The organism is Rhodanobacter sp. GW835-FHT13D09 (assembly GCF_058793995.1).
This window is the reverse complement of record NZ_JBXAGL010000008.1, coordinates 1-14,523: the sequence shown is the minus strand read 5'-3', so window position 1 is coordinate 14,523 and position 14,523 is coordinate 1. Positions and strand designations below refer to the sequence as shown.

Sequence of the window (14,523 nt, the reverse complement as noted above, 5' to 3'; positions counted from 1 at the left end):
GCGTGATGCGGTTCAGCGGTGGAAGTGCCCTGCCGCTTCCGGCTGGTAGGCGATTTCCAGCACCTTCAGGCGGCGCTTGCGGCCGTCCGGCGTGGGCCAGTCGATCTGCTGGCCGCGCGCCAGTCCGAGCAGGGCGCTGCCCACCGGCGCCAGGATGGACACGGTGCCCGGCGCACCCGCGGCCGCCGGGTAGACCAGGGTCAGGGTCAGTTGCTCGCCGTTGCTTTCGTCCTGGAAGGTGACGATGGAGTTCATCGTCACGATATGCGCCGGCATCGCCGCCGGCTCGAGCACGTCGGCACGATCCAGTTCCGCACGCAGTGCATCGAGTTTGGCCGCCTCGGCGGCCGGCAGACGCTCCAGCAGCGCTTCGATGCGCTCCATGTCGATGCGGGAAACAGTGATCGTTGGCTTGCTCATGAGCTTTTCCTGATACTCGCGGCTCCTGCCGCACAAAAGCACACGCCGGAACGAAGCCGCCCCGGCGCGTGTGGTTATCAATGGCCGTGATGCCTATCTGGGCATGACTGGCAGTAAAACAAGACGCACTGTGCGGATAGCACCGGCGAAAATCAAGCTGTCGTAGCAGCTACCATCCCGGCAATGGCTCCCCTCACCGCCACGGACATCCAAGCCGGCGCCCCCGCGCCAACGGCGGAGGTTGCCGATCCACGTGAAATGTCCTCGCGCGAGCGCTACCGCGGGCTGCTGTGGCTGGTCGCCGCCGCGTTCTTCATGCAGGCGCTGGATTCCACCGTGGTCAACACCGCGGTGCCGGCGATGGCCGAGGCGCTCGCAGTGACGCCGCTCGGCATGCGCACCGCGCTGACCAGCTACGTGCTGACCCTGGCGATCCTGATTCCGGCCAGCCCATGGCTGTGCGACCGCTTCGGCACGCGGCGGGTGTTCGGTGCGGCGATCGTGGTGTTCGGCCTGGGCTCGCTGCTGTGCGGTATCGCGCAGACGCTGCCGCAGCTGGTCGCCGCGCGCGTGGTGCAGGGTATCGGCGGCGCCGCGCTGATGCCGGTGGGCCGTTACGTGCTGGTGCGCAGCATCGACAAGCGCGAGTTCGTGCGGGCGATGAGCACGGTGGCCACGTTCGGCCTGCTCGGTTCGGTGCTGGGGCCGCTGCTGGGCGGCGCGATCGTGGAGTTCACCTCGTGGCGGCTGATCTTCCTGATCAACGTGCCGGTGGCGATCGCCGGCGTGTGGATGAACCAGCGCGACATGCCCGACTATCGGCTCGACCATGCCAACCGCTTCGACCTGCCCGGCTTCCTGCTGTTCGCGGCCGCCTCCGCGCTGCTGCTGACCGCCTCGGAACTGGCTGGCGGCAGCCCGGTGCCGTGGTCGGGCATGGGTCTGTACACGCTGGCGGCCGTGCTGCTCGGCGCGCTCTACGTCTGGCACAGCCGGCGCACCGCACACCCGGTGGCGGACCTCGGTCTGCTCAGGGTGCGCAGCGTATGGGTGTCGCTGGCCGGCGGCATCTTCACCCGGCTCGGCATCTCCGGCATGTTCCTGCTGCTGATGCTGTTCCTGCAGATCGGCTGCGACTGGTCGCCGCTGATGGCCGGCCTGATGATGGTGCCGCAGGCGCTGGGCTCGATCGCGGCCAAGTGGGTGGTGCACCGGGCGCTGGTCCACTACGGCTATCGCCGCCTGCTGCTCGGCAACACGCTGATCGTGGCCTTGCTGCTGGCGATGTTCGCCCTGCTCGGTCCGGGCTCGCCGGTGTGGCTGATCGCGACGCTCACCTTCTGCTACGGCGCCTTCGCGGGCCTGCAGTACACCACCATGAACACGCTGATCTACGTCGACGTGGATATCCGGCATGCCTCGATGGTCTCTTCGATGGCCTCGACCGCGCAGTACCTGGCGATGAGCTTCGGCATCGCGCTGTCCACCTTGCTGATGCAGGCGCTGCTGCAGGGCCATGCGCACGAGGATTACGTGGTGGCGTTCCGCTGGACGGTGCTACTGCTGGCGCTGATCACCGCCGCGGCCAGCCGCGTGTTCGGCCGGCTGCGGCCGGACCGCGCCGCCCCCGCCAGTACCGTTCCGACGCCCTGATCCCGCGCGGCCTTCATGGCACAGGCGTGGACGCCTGCATGTAGCATGCAGTCCTTGCCGCAAGCCCGGAGCCGCGACGCATGCACCACGCCAGCGACATCCTGTTCACCCTGTTCGTCGTGTTCGTCGCTGCCCAGCTCGGTGGCGAGATCGCGCAGCGGCTGAAGCTGCCCGGCGTGGTCGGCGAGATCGCCGCCGGCTGCGCGATCGGTCCCTCGCTGCTGGGCTGGATCACGCCCGCGCAGGTCGCCACCGGCACCCCGCTCGACGTGCTGGCCGAGATCGGGGTGATCCTGCTGCTGTTCGCAGTGGGCCTGGAAACGCGGCTGGAGGACCTGAAAAAGGTCGGCAAGGTGGCGTTCGCGGTCGGCGTGGTCGGCGTGCTGGTGCCATTCGGCATGGGCAGCGCGTGGGCCCACGGCAACGGCTTCGACTGGGACCGCTCGCTGTTCGTGGCGGCCGCGTTCGTGGCCACCTCGGCCGGCATCACCGCGCGCGTGCTGCAGGAATTGAACGCGCTGCAGCGCATCGAGAGCAAGGTGATCCTGGGCGCCGCGGTGATCGACGACATCCTGGCCATGCTGCTGCTCGGCGTGGTGGTGTCGCTGCAGGGCGGCGGCAGCATCGAGGCCTCGCAGCTGCTGGTGGTGCTGGCCGGCGCGGTCGGTTTCATCGCGGTGATCGGCTGGGGCGGCGCGCGGGTGATGCGCTGGAACTCCAGCTGGCTGGACAAGCCGCTGAACCCGCATTCGCCGCTGATGATCGTGCTGGCGCTGTGCCTGGGGCTGGCCTGGCTGTCCACCCGCTTCGGCCTGGCCGCGATCATCGGCGCGTTCCTGGCCGGCATGATCGCCTCGGAAACGCGCCAGCAGCACACCCTGGAAAAGCAGACCCGGCCGCTGCTGGCCCTGCTCACCCCGTTCTTCTTCGTGGTCACCGGCAGCAAGGTCGACCTGCACGAGCTGGCCGGTGCCGACGCGCTGTGGATGCTGGCCGTGGTCACCGCGATCGCGATCGTCTCCAAGCTGGCCGGTGGCTGGCTCGGCTCGCTCACGCTGGGCACGCGCAGTGCCACCATCATCGGCTTCGGCATGGTGCCGCGCGGCGAGGTGGGCATCGTGGTCGCCACCCTGGGCCTGGCCGCCGGCGTATTCGACAACCGCATCTACGCGATCATCGTGGCGATGTCGCTGCTCACTGCGATGGTGACGCCACCGGTGCTGGCGTGGCTGCTGCGACGTACGCCGGAGAACGCGCCGCCGCGCTGATCGGCTCCGGCCCGGAAAGACGAAACGCCCCGGACGGGGCGTTTCGCGCGACGGATCGGACGGCTCAGAAGTTGGCCGTCACCCGCGCATACCAGAAGGCACCGTTGAAGCCGAACGGCGAGGTGAGCGCGTACTTGACGCCGAGGTACTGCAACGTGGCGTTCTGCTCCTTGCCGGGGTAGGTGTCGAACACGTTGTTGCCGCCGATGGCCACCGTGAAGGTGTCGTTGAACTTGTAGCGCGCCTCCAGGTCCAGCAGCGTCTTGCCGCCGTAGTGGTTCACGTCGTCCGGCGGATTGTTGCTGCCGAACAGGCCGACCGTGGTGCTCCAGCCGCCGTAGTGGTTGATCCGCGCGATGGCGTCGAACTGGTGCAGCCCGTAGTCGAAGCTCAGCACGGAGCGGGTCTTCGGCACCTGGTGCTCGAGGTCGTACACGAAATCGTTGTTGAGCGTGTCCGGCTTGACCTTGACCACATCCTGCTTGTTGCGGTTGTAGCGGAAGTCGACGTTGAGCGTGCCGTCGCCCAGCTGGTGGCGCGTGTCGAGCACGAAGTCGATGCCGCTGACGTGGGAGCCGAACGCATTGCCGAAGTAGCTGGCGTCGCTGCCGAGCAGCAGTGGCGCGTTCGGGTAGCCGCCGGCGGTAAGCTGGTCGACGGTGGCCTGGGTCACGGTCTTGCTGACCAGGCCGATGCGGTTGGCGATCCTGATCCGGTAGTAGTCCAGGGTCGTGGTGATGTTGTCGGTCGGCGTCCACACGGCACCCACCGACAGGCTCTTCGACGTCTCGGTCTGCAGCGGCGTCGAGCCGAGCGCGCGCGCCACCGGGTTGTTCACCGGATAGGTGCCGCTGGGGATCAGGCCGCCCTGGGCGTTCGCCGTGGTGGTGACGTTGAGCGTATGCGCCTGGCCCGGGGTCGGCGTGCGGAAGCCGGTGTTGAACGTGCCGCGCAGTGCGAACGTGTCGGTGAACGCGTAGCGGCTGGACACCTTGTACACCACCTTGGAGCCGTAGCCGTTCGCATGCTCGTAGCGCACCGCGGCGGCGCCCGACCACTTGTCGGTGAGGTTCGTCTCGGCGTCGAAGTAGGCGGAGTAGCTGTTCTGCGTGAACCGCCCGGCCGCATCGGTCGGGAAGCCCTGGAAGGCGTCCGACCCCACGCCGAACACCGACGCGGTCGGCCCCACCTGGGTCGAGCCGGGGTCGCCCTGGTGGATGATGTAGGTTTCCTGGCGCCACTGCGCACCGAAGGCGAGCGTGAGCGGCGAGTTGTCGAATGAACGGACGAAGTCCGCGCCGGCGTCCTGCTCGCGCTGGGTCAGCTTGCCGGGACGGAAGCTGGTGGGCGAAAGGCTGCCCAGGCTCGGGTTGATCGAGCCCTGCAGCCGGTAGTCGACCTCGTTGCTGCCGGTGCGGTAGTGCGTATCCCACTGGAAGTTGCTCTGCCCGCCGCCACGTACGCCGCCGACCAGCTGGTGGTCGGCGATGTCGGCGCCGAACATCGGGCTGTAGCCGCCGGGAAACAGCTTGTAGATCGGGTTGAGCAGCTCCCAGCCGCTCGGGCTCGCGGAGTTGGCCGTGAGGTAGTTCGCCGGGTTGCCGCCGCCGGCGGTGATGCTGTCCACCAGCGACTGCGGTGCGTTCGCCGGCGTCAGGGTGCCGTTGGCGTAGCTGACCAGGGTGGAGCGGCCGGAGATACCGTACTGCGGCGGCAGCACCGGTTTGCGGTAGAAGAAGCTGGACAGCACCTTCTTGTCCATGAAGTTGCCGTAGCCGTAGAGCTGCACGTCGTCGGCCAGCGGCAGGCCCGCGTTGACGAACAGCTTGTTCGACTTGGTCTGCGGGTCGCCCCAGCGCTGGCCGAGGCCGTTGTACGGCACCAGGTTCGCACCCACCACGGCCGCCACGGCCGCCGCGCCCCCTTGCGGAACGCCACGCGAGGTGGGATCGGTGGTTTCGCGCTCGGCGCTCACGTGCACGAAGCCGTCGGTGCCGAGCCGGAAACCCGCGTCGGCGTCGTAGCGTCGCAGGTCGCCGTCGCCCTTGTCGTACTTGCCCAGCTCCGCGCTGAGCGTCACGCCCTTGGGCGCCTTCTTCAGGATCACGTTGACCACGCCGGCGATCGCGTCGGAGCCGTACAGCACCGAGGCACCGTCGCGCAGCACCTCGACGCGCTCGATCGCGTTGGACGGGAATACCGAGAAATCGACCGCCTGCGCGCCCTGATTGAACGTGCCGAGCGGATCGATCTGCAGGTTGACCAGCGCCGAACGATGGAAGCGCACGCCATCCACCAGCACCAGGGTCTGGTCGGGCGACAGGTTGCGCAGCGACACCGGCCGCACGAACGCCGTGCCGTCGGCGATCGGGAAGCGCTGGGTGGTCAGCGACGGCACGATGTTGGTCAGCGTGTCGGTCAGGTCCGCCGAAGGCTGCTCCGCGATCTGCTTGCCGCTGAACGCGTCGATCGGCGAAATGGATGCGGTCGGCGACAGGCCGGCCCGGTGCGTGCCGGTCACCACCACCTCTTGCAGGTTGGTGGTCGTCTTGCTGTTTGCAGCGTTGCTCTTCCCCTGTGCCTTGGTTGCCTGGCCAGTAGTGGACTGCCCTCCTCCTCCATCCACCGCACCCGGCTCCTGCGCCTGCGCCGACCATGCCACCAGTGCCGCGGCTGCAAGTGCCGTGCGCACCGCACGCAAAAGCACCACGTTGACACCTGTTTGTTTAAGCATCTGCTGTTCCCCTTGAATTAGCCCCATCGGCCCAGCGTCGCAACCTACTCCTGCTCGACCCGCTAGAAAAGACTCGTTAAGGTTTCGATGAGCGCCATTCGCAAAAACGGCATGGTGCGGAGGGAGTAAACCGCAATATCACGCGAATGCGTGGAAATTTGCGGGGTGGCGGAGACCAGGCGCCCGGCGGCGTTTTGTTTGGGCGATGGGCAAATTCGATGGCTTACCGAGTCCATGCGTCTGCCGACAATCAACCGTCCTTCGCATCCACGCGATCATCGTGGCGATGCCGCTGTGTACATCCCGGCCCGTGAATTTCGTTGCGATACCTCGTTACACGCGGCGTTCACGAGTGTTGCATCATCCCCTGCCACACCCCGGGCGGGGTCACACAGCGGAAACAGCAGCATGGCCGCACACGAAAACACCGAAGACGGCGGTCAGGAAGCCCCGCCATGGAAAGATCTCGGTGCCGGCCTGATCACCGGCGCGGCCGACGACGACCCCAGCGGCATCGCCACCTACTCGCAGGTGGGCGCAGCGTTCGGCTACGGCATGCTGTGGTGCGTGTTTCTGACCATGCCGCTGATGATCGCGATCCAGGCGATCAGCGCCGGCATCGGCCGCGTCACCGGCCACGGCCTGATGGACGGCATGCGCCTGCACTACCCGCGCAAGCTGGTGTATGGGCTGCTGGCGCTGATCTTCGTCGCCAACGTGATCAACCTGGCGGCCGACATCGGCGCCATGGGCGCGTCGCTGAAACTGTTGGTCGGCGGCCCCGCCCTGCTCTACGCGGCGCTTTTCGCCGTGCTGTCGCTGCTGCTGCAGGTGTTCATTCCGTTCACCCGCTACGCGCCGATCCTCAAGCTGCTCACCCTGAGCCTGTTCGCCTACGTGGCCACCGTGCTGGTGATCGACGTGCCCTGGCGCGCCGTGCTGAGGAGCATCGTGCTGCCGCCGATCCGCTGGAACGCCGCCTACGCCGTGGGCCTGGTCGCCCTGCTCGGCACCACCATCAGCCCTTATCTGTTTTGCTGGCAGGCCTCCGAGGAAGTGGAGGAGATCGAGACGAGCGAACGACGCAAGCCACTGCAGGACGCGCCGCAACAGGCACCGAGCGCCCTGCGCCGGATCGGCATCGACACCACGGTGGGGATGATCTTCTCCAACCTGATCGCGTTCTTCATCATCCTCACCGCCGCCGTGGTGCTGCATGCGCACGGCAAGACCGACATCCAGTCCTCCGCCCAGGCCGCCGAAGCGCTGCGGCCGCTGGCCGGCGAGCTGGCGTTCGCGCTGTTCGCCGCCGGCATCATCGGCACCGGCCTGCTCGCCGTGCCGGTGCTGACCGGCGCCACCGCCTACGCCGCCGCCGGCGCGTTCGGCCGGCGCAGCGGGCTCGAACACAAGCCGCACGAAGCCAGGTTCTTCTACGGCGTGCTGATCGGCTCCGCCCTGCTCGGCATCGCGCTCAACCTCACCCCGCTCGACCCGATCAAGGCGCTGTACTGGAGCGCGGTGGTCAACGGCGTCGCCGCCGTGCCGCTGATGGTCGCGATGATGCTGATGGGCTCCAGCAACAAGGTCATGGGTGAATTCACCATGCCGTGGCCGCTGAAACTGTTCGGCTGGCTGGCTACCGTCGCGATGGGGGTAGCGGTGGTGGGGATGTTCGTGACGTGGGGGAAGTGAATCCGACCCCGCTTTCGGCAACCCCGTTTTTTGGCAGGAATGACGAGCAAGAGGTCGATTGGTCAGACCTTTCCGAAACCGGCCGGGGTGGCCCTCGTCGCAACAATCAGCAGCGGACTAGGCTGCCCCACCCTCGAGAGACCAGCGCACGGCATCAGCTGCGTGGATCGCCGTCGTGTCAAACAGCGGCACGCAGGTGTCCGTCGGTCGAACCAGGAGGGAGATCTCGGTACACCCAAGGATGATGGCCTGTGCCCCGTTGCTGACCAGGCGGTCGATGATGTCCACGAATTCCCTGCGCGATTCTCCACGCACCATGCCCAGGCAAAGTTCGTCGTAGATCACCGTGTGCACCACGGCCCGATCCTCTTCGCCGGGGACAAGGACCTTGAGTCCGTGGCTTTTCTCCAGGCGCTCCCGATAGAAATCCTGCTCCATGGTGAAGCGAGTTCCCAGCAAGCCGATGCTGGTCAACCCGGCAGCCTTGATCGCTGCGGCAGTGGGATCGGCGATATGCAACAAGGGAATGGAGACGGCCGACTGCACTTGTGCAGCCACCTTGTGCATGGTGTTGGTGCAGATCACCAGGCCTTCCGCTCCCGCCCGTTCCAATGCGGATGCGGCTTGTGCCAGGACCTCACCGGCCTTTTCCCACTCGCCGGCATGCTGCAATTGCTCGATCTCGTGGAAATCGACGCTGAAGAGAACCAGCTTGGCAGAGTGCAACCCGCCGAGTTGCTGTTTGACCGCCTCGTTGATCTGCCGGTAGTAAGGGACGGTGGACTCCCAACTCATGCCACCAATCAATCCCAGTGTTCTCACTTGCGCAGCCTCCTCGATGACCTGTGGCGCTGACTCCTGCAATAGGAGGCGGACATTCAGCAGCCAGACGCCGCAAGGCGGAAGCCGTGAAGCGGACTGACCGCGTGGTTAGTGGCGGAGAGAGTGGGATTCGAACCCACGGTAGGCTTGCACCTACGGCAGTTTTCAAGACTGCTGCCTTAAACCACTCGGCCATCTCTCCGTTGTGACTTTCGCCTTGGCGTGCTGCGCACGCCGCTACGGCAGTTTTGTTCCGGGCATCCTGCCCTCCACCCCTTCGGGGCCAGCGGCTACGCCGCTGTCCGCTTCGGCCTCCTGCCTACGCGTCAAGACTGCTGCCTTAAACCACTCGACCATCTCTCCGTGGAACCTTCCACGCATGGCAGCCTTGCGCTGCCAATGACGCGGCGAGTCTATCAGGAACCCAGCGGCGGACGGCCGTTGCCGCCCTTCTTCGACAACGCCACCAGGCACCCCACCAGGATCGCCACCGGGATCAGCGCGCCGAGCAGCGGGAACAGCAGCACCGGCTCGCGCATCACCATCGGCACCAGCTGGGTGGCGCTGGCGAAGGCGATGATGATGAGGCGCCAGCGGCGGCTGTGGCGGGCGAACCAGAAGCTGGCAAGGACGAGGGCCAGCGCGACCACCGAGAGGTCGAGGTCGAGCGTGGGCAGTTGCCACACGCTCTCGAAGCCGAGGCGGGTGCCGATCACGCTGGCCAGCACGATCAGCAGGAAGAAGCTGGTGTAGAACTCCACCCTGCCCCAGCTGCTGCGCGCGGGTGCCGGGGTGTTCATGCGATGCAGTCCAGGCCGGCCATGTACGGGCGCAGTGCCGCGGGCACGGTGATCGAACCGTCGGCGTTCTGGTTGTTTTCCATCACCGCGATCAGGGCGCGGCCGATGGCGAGGCCGGAGCCGTTGAGCGTGTGCACCAGTTCGGGTTTGCCGCTGTCGGCGTTGCGCACGCGGGCCTGCAGGCGGCGCGCCTGGAAGTCTTCGCAGTTGGAGCAGCTGGAGATTTCGCGGTAGGTCTGCTGGCTGGGCAGCCACACTTCGAGGTCGTAGGTCTTGACCGCGGTGAAGCCCATGTCGCCGCTGCACAACAGCATCTTGCGGTACGGCAGGCCGAGTTTCTGCAGCACCTTCTCGGCGTGGCCGACCATCTCCTCCAGTTGCGCGTGCGACTGGTCGGCGCGGGCGATCTGCACCATCTCGACCTTCTCGAACTGGTGCTGGCGGATCATGCCGCGGGTGTCGCGGCCGTAGCTGCCGGCCTCGGCGCGGAAGCACAGTGTCTGGGCGGTCATGCGCAGCGGCAGCGCGTCGGCGTCCTGGATGGTGTCGCGCATCAGGTTGGTCAACGAGACTTCGGCGGTGGGGATCAGGTAGCGCTTCGCCCCGCCAACGTCGGTGGCGAACAGGTCTTCCTCGAACTTCGGCAACTGGCCGGTGCCCTGCATGCTGTCCGCGTTGACGAGCACCGGCACGTTGCACTCGAGGTAGCCGTGCTCGGCGGTGTGCAGGTCGAGCATGAACTGGCCCAGCGCGCGGTGCAGGTGGGCGAGCTGGCCGCGCAGCACGGTGAAGCGCGCGCCGGACAGCTTGGCGCCGGCGTCGCCGTCGAGCCAGCCGTGGCGCGTGCCGAGTTCGACGTGGTCCTTGACCTCGAAGGCGAAATCGCGCGGCGCGCCCCAGCGGCTTACTTCGACGTTGTCGTGTTCGTCCCTGCCGACCGGCACCGACGCGTCCGGAATGTTCGGAATGCCCAGCGCGATATCGGCGAGCTTCGCCTGCACTTCCGCCAACGCCTGCTCATTCGCCTTGAGCCGGTCGCCGATGCCGGCGACTTCGGCCATCAGCGGCGCCACGTCCTCGCCTTTGGCCTTGGCCTGGCCGATCGCCTTGGAGCGGGTGTTGCGCAGGTTCTGCAGTTCCTGCGTCTCCATCGCCAGCTGCTTGCGGCTGCTCTCCAGCGCCTCCACGGCGGCCACGTCCAGCGTGTAGCCACGGGTTTCGGCGAGGCGTGCCGCGGTTTCGGCGAGGCGCGAACGCAGCAGGGCGGGATCCAGCATGATCGAGGTCCGGGTGAAGGCTTGAACTGCGAATTATCGCTGGGGGTGGTGGTGCCCGCAATGTGAGTTCGGATGGCGTGAGGGGCTTCACCCCACCCCGGCCCTCCCCTACTGCACGTAGGGGAGGGGCAAACCGGCTCCGCAAAGTTAGGAAATGCGGCGGTTCAGCGGGCCAGCCTGCGTTCGCTGCGGCCCAGCCACCATGCCATCGCAGCGCCGGCAAGCAGCCAGCCGACGAGTTGCTCGACCAGCGCGGCCAGGGTGAAGTCGAGCGGGAAGCGGTACCAGTTCCAGTACGGCAGCATCGTGCTCAGCCAGGCGAAGACGGCCGCGGCAGCGGCCACGACGATGCGCCGCCGGAAACCCAGGCCGGCAAGGCCGATGACGAAGGCCAGCGCCAGCGCGGCAAGCGTATCGGACGCCCATTGCCGCCCGATCTGCGGCCCCATCTGCATCATGTCGTCGCCTTGCGGCAGATAGACCACCCAGGCGTACGGCGAGGTCGCGGCCTTGGCCGAGTAAGCCTTGACCACCGCCGCGTCGCCCATCTGCTTCGGATCCAGCGACGGCAGGATGTAGACGCCCGGCTGGTCGCCGAGTCCTTCATGCAGGCTGCTCAACACGACGTTTTCGTTGGTCGGCATACGGATGCCGACATTGCCCAGCCCCAGCGCCATGTGCGCCAGCACGCCCCACACAAAGACCACGATGCCACCGATCAGACCTGCCACGAGTACGCGCATGGTTCACCCTCCCCGGTTGGTGGGGCGAATCTAGGCCGTGGGTCGCGACGACGGCAAGGGGGCGTGCAACACCGCCGCATAAGGGAAGCGCATCGCCCGCGCGGGCGGCTACGCCTTGCGGGCCTTGGCGCGGGCGGCGCGCAGGGTGAGCAGTTTTTCGCGCAGCTGCAGTTCCAGGCCGCGCTCGACCGGTTCGTAGAAGACGCTGCCGGCGAGCGCCTCGGGCAGGCACTGCTGGTCGAGCGCGATGCCGCCTTCGGCGTCGTGGTCGTACTGGTAGCCCTTGCCGTAGCCGAGGCCTTTCATCAGCTTGGTGGGCGCGTTGCGCAGGTGCATCGGCACTTCCAGCGTGCCGCCTTCGCGCACCGCGTCGCGGGCCTTGTTGTAGGCCATGTAGGCGGCATTGCTCTTGGGCGAGATGGCCAGCCAGATCGCCAGCTGGGCCAGGCCGAGTTCGCCCTCGGGGCTGCCCAGGCGTTCGTAGGTATCCCACGCGTCCAGCGCCATGCGCCAGGCGCGCGGCTCGGCCAGGCCGACGTCTTCCACCGCCATGCGGGTCATCCGCCGGGCCAGATACAGCGGGTCGACGCCACCGTCGAGCATGCGGCACAGCCAGTACACCGCCGCATCGGGGTCGGACGAGCGCACCGACTTGTGCAGCGCCGAGATCTGGTCATAGAACTGCTCGCCCTGCTTGTCGAAGCGACGCGTGCGATCGGCCAGCACCTGGGCCAGGGTGGCTTCGTCGATCGTGCGGTCGTCGGCCAGCTCGGCGGCGATTTCCAGCAGGGTCAGCGCGCGGCGCACGTCGCCGTCGGCGGCCTGGGCGATCGAGTCGAGCGACTCGTCGGAAACCTGCAGCTGCAGTTCGCCAAGGCCGCGCTCGCTGTCGTTCAAGGCGCGCTTCAGCGCGGCGATGATGTCGTCGGTCGAGACCGGCTCCAGCACGTGCACGCGGCAGCGCGACAGCAGCGCGGAGTTCAGCTCGAACGAGGGGTTCTCGGTGGTGGCGCCGATGAAGATGATCACGCCGCGCTCGATGTGCGGCAGGAACGCATCCTGCTGGGTCTTGTTGAAGCGGTGCACCTCGTCCACGAACAGCACGGTGCGCCGGCCCTGGGCGAAGTTCACCTCGGCTTCGGCCAGCGCCTTGCGCACGTCCGGCAGGCCGGACAGCACGGCGGAGATCGCGCGGAAATCCGCGTCGGCGTAGCGCGCCACCAGCAGCGCCAGGGTGGTCTTGCCGCAACCGGGCGGGCCCCACAGCACCATCGAGTGGATCCTGCCGGCCTCCAGTGCGCGGCGCAGCGCCTTGTCCGGGCCGACCAGGCGCTGCTGGCCGACGATTTCGTCGAGGCTGCGCGGACGCATGCGCTCGGCCAGCGGCTTGAGCGCGTCGGGCTCGGCGAACAGGCCGGCGCCGGGTGTGGGGACGGGACGGGGCATGCCCGCATGATACGTCATGCCGCCGTTGCCCCAGGGCGTGGCCGGGCGGCTATCCGGGTCAGTCGGCACATGCCGGGCCGGCGCCGACGGCCGCGACCCGCGCGACGGTCACACCTCGTCCGGGCGGATTCCCACCGTCATCGTGTACTGGCGGTAGATGCCGTAGCCCATGCCGCATAGCCCGGTGAGCGTGGCCGGGATCAGCAGGGTGTGCTCGCCGAACACGCGGAACAGCATCGCGCCCACCCCGCTGCCGAAGGCGAAAGTGCCGACCACCAGCAGGCAGACGCGGATGCGCAAGGTATCCACCTCCAGCCCGCGCAGGCGCTGGCCGATGTAGATGCCCAGGTCGGTGAACATGCCCGAGACATGGGTAGTGCGGAATACCATGCCGCTGTAGGTACTGGCCATGCCGTTCTGCAGCCCGGCCGCCATCGCGGCCAGGTCCAGGCCGTACGAGCTGCCGGCGTCCAGCAGCGGCACCGCGGCGAACAGCAGCAGCGACTCCAGCACCAGCGCCACCCCGTAGCGCCGGCCGAGCTTCAGCGTGTGCTGCTGCACGATCAGGCCGCTGAGCAACGCGCCGACCACGAAGGCACTGATCGAGAGCAGCCAGTGCCACGCCTCGCCGCCGTCACCGGTGCCCACCGCGATGCCGAGCAGGCTGGTGGACCCGGTGAGGTTGGTGATCGACTGGTGGCGGAAACCCATGTAGCCGGCGGCATTGACCATGCCGGCGATGAAGGCGAGCAGGCCGCCGCCGATCCAGGCCCAGCGCGGCAACTTGCGCAGCACGGTCATGGCGACATCAGTCCTTCAGCGGCTGCACGTCGATCACCGGCGCGTCGCCGATCACGTCGGCGCCCTTCGGCGGCACGAAATTGAAGGTGGCCGGCGGGATCGGCGCGTTGCGCTGCCAGCCGGAGAAGCGGATCTCGGTGGTGGAGCCGAGCTGGTCGCGGAACGTCATGCGGGCCAGGCCGTTCGCGTCGAAGCCGAGGTCGGCGTGGTCGAACTGCGGGTCCTTGCCGGTGGAACTGAGCCGCAGCCAGACCAGGCCGTCGTGCTCGCCCTGCTCGACCACCTTGAAATCCTTGTCCATCTGCTTGAGGTCGGTCAGCACGGTGAGCGGGCTGTGCGCCTCCTCGCTCGACTGGATGCGCACGGTGACCTGCTCCAGTTCCGGGTCGTACATCCACACCCGGCTGCCGTCGGCCACGATGGTCTGCTTGTACGGCGCCAGCGTGTCCCAGCGGAACTGACGCGGCGCCTGCAGCGCCAGCGTGCCGGAGCTGTTCTTGCTGGTGTGGCCGTTGATGTCGGTGAGGGTCTGGCTGAAGTGGCCGGTCAGCGAATGCAGGCCGGTGGCGAAGGCGTCCAGCCGCGCCCGTGCCGGCCCGGTGGCGGCCCGCGCCACGGTACCCAGCGACAGTGCCAGCACGATGGCGGACAGGGCGAGCATGAAGCGTTTCATCGGATTCCCCGGAACGTGATGATGGCGGTGGATTGTGGAGCGTATCGGCTTAACGGATCCGTAGGGCGGGCACCGCCCGCCGCTTTTGCCCCGCCGGAGAGGCGAGCAGAAGCCGGCGGGCAGTGCCCGCCCTATGTATGGACTCGCCCCTGGTGTCAACCGCTGCGTGGGCAAGAAAGCACGGGCTGCAT

General features: G+C 67.5%; 12 protein-coding genes and 1 tRNA gene. 3 read left to right on the top strand and 10 right to left on the bottom strand.

Features of this window, described 5'->3' with window-relative positions; all coding sequences use genetic code 11:
• Window positions 1-12: 12 nt before the first annotated feature.
• Window positions 13-420: a nucleoside diphosphate kinase regulator gene (gene rnk / locus AC1Q5A_RS11600; protein WP_492700875.1), complete on the bottom strand. Its 408-nt coding sequence runs from the start codon at window positions 418-420 to the stop codon at window positions 13-15.
• A gap of 183 nt (window positions 421-603) precedes the next feature.
• Here rnk and AC1Q5A_RS11595 point away from each other — a divergent pair, with 183 nt between their 5' ends.
• On the top strand, window positions 604-2,073 hold the full coding sequence (locus AC1Q5A_RS11595) for an MFS transporter (protein ID WP_492700874.1): 1,470 nt from the start codon (window positions 604-606) through the stop codon (window positions 2,071-2,073).
• 80 nt (window positions 2,074-2,153) lie between these two features.
• Window positions 2,154-3,341: a cation:proton antiporter gene (locus AC1Q5A_RS11590; protein WP_492700873.1), complete on the top strand. Its 1,188-nt coding sequence runs from the start codon at window positions 2,154-2,156 to the stop codon at window positions 3,339-3,341.
• Between the two features lie 64 nt (window positions 3,342-3,405).
• Here AC1Q5A_RS11590 and AC1Q5A_RS11585 read toward each other — a convergent pair whose 3' ends face one another.
• Entirely contained in the window at window positions 3,406-6,075 is a 2,670-nt protein-coding gene (locus tag AC1Q5A_RS11585; protein WP_492700872.1) for a TonB-dependent receptor plug domain-containing protein, read from the bottom strand.
• A gap of 408 nt (window positions 6,076-6,483) precedes the next feature.
• Here AC1Q5A_RS11585 and AC1Q5A_RS11580 point away from each other — a divergent pair, with 408 nt between their 5' ends.
• Window positions 6,484-7,770, top strand: a complete 1,287-nt coding sequence (locus AC1Q5A_RS11580) for an NRAMP family divalent metal transporter (RefSeq protein WP_492700871.1) — start codon at window positions 6,484-6,486, stop codon at window positions 7,768-7,770.
• Between the two features lie 117 nt (window positions 7,771-7,887).
• Here AC1Q5A_RS11580 and AC1Q5A_RS11575 read toward each other — a convergent pair whose 3' ends face one another.
• The 8 genes from AC1Q5A_RS11575 to lolA all read right to left on the bottom strand — a co-directional run bounded on the left by AC1Q5A_RS11575 (window position 7,888) and on the right by lolA (window position 14,332).
• Window positions 7,888-8,592 carry an aspartate/glutamate racemase family protein gene (locus AC1Q5A_RS11575; RefSeq protein WP_492700870.1) on the bottom strand — a complete coding sequence of 235 codons (705 nt, stop codon included), beginning with the start codon at window positions 8,590-8,592 and terminating at the stop codon, window positions 7,888-7,890.
• Between the two features lie 112 nt (window positions 8,593-8,704).
• Window positions 8,705-8,794, bottom strand: a tRNA-Ser gene (locus AC1Q5A_RS11570).
• 214 nt (window positions 8,795-9,008) lie between these two features.
• Window positions 9,009-9,392: an LrgA gene (locus tag AC1Q5A_RS11565; protein WP_492700869.1), complete on the bottom strand. Its 384-nt coding sequence runs from the start codon at window positions 9,390-9,392 to the stop codon at window positions 9,009-9,011.
• A complete protein-coding gene (gene serS / locus AC1Q5A_RS11560) occupies window positions 9,389-10,669 on the bottom strand; it encodes a serine--tRNA ligase (RefSeq protein WP_492700868.1) in 1,281 nt (426 codons plus the stop codon). Before serS ends, AC1Q5A_RS11565 begins: the two co-directional genes overlap by 4 nt.
• Before the next feature lie 164 nt (window positions 10,670-10,833).
• The gene (locus AC1Q5A_RS11555; protein WP_492700867.1) at window positions 10,834-11,412 is read right to left on the bottom strand and encodes a hypothetical protein; all 579 of its coding nucleotides are present in this window, start codon (window positions 11,410-11,412) and stop codon (window positions 10,834-10,836) included.
• Window positions 11,413-11,520: 108 nt separating this feature from the next.
• Complete coding sequence (locus AC1Q5A_RS11550; RefSeq protein WP_492700866.1) at window positions 11,521-12,858, bottom strand: replication-associated recombination protein A; 1,338 nt, start codon at window positions 12,856-12,858, stop codon at window positions 11,521-11,523.
• Between the two features lie 108 nt (window positions 12,859-12,966).
• A complete protein-coding gene (locus tag AC1Q5A_RS11545) occupies window positions 12,967-13,659 on the bottom strand; it encodes a YoaK family protein (RefSeq protein WP_492700865.1) in 693 nt (230 codons plus the stop codon).
• A gap of 7 nt (window positions 13,660-13,666) precedes the next feature.
• Window positions 13,667-14,332, bottom strand: a complete 666-nt coding sequence (gene lolA, locus AC1Q5A_RS11540; protein WP_492700864.1) for an outer membrane lipoprotein periplasmic chaperone LolA — start codon at window positions 14,330-14,332, stop codon at window positions 13,667-13,669.
• Between the last annotated feature and the right edge of the window lie 191 nt (window positions 14,333-14,523).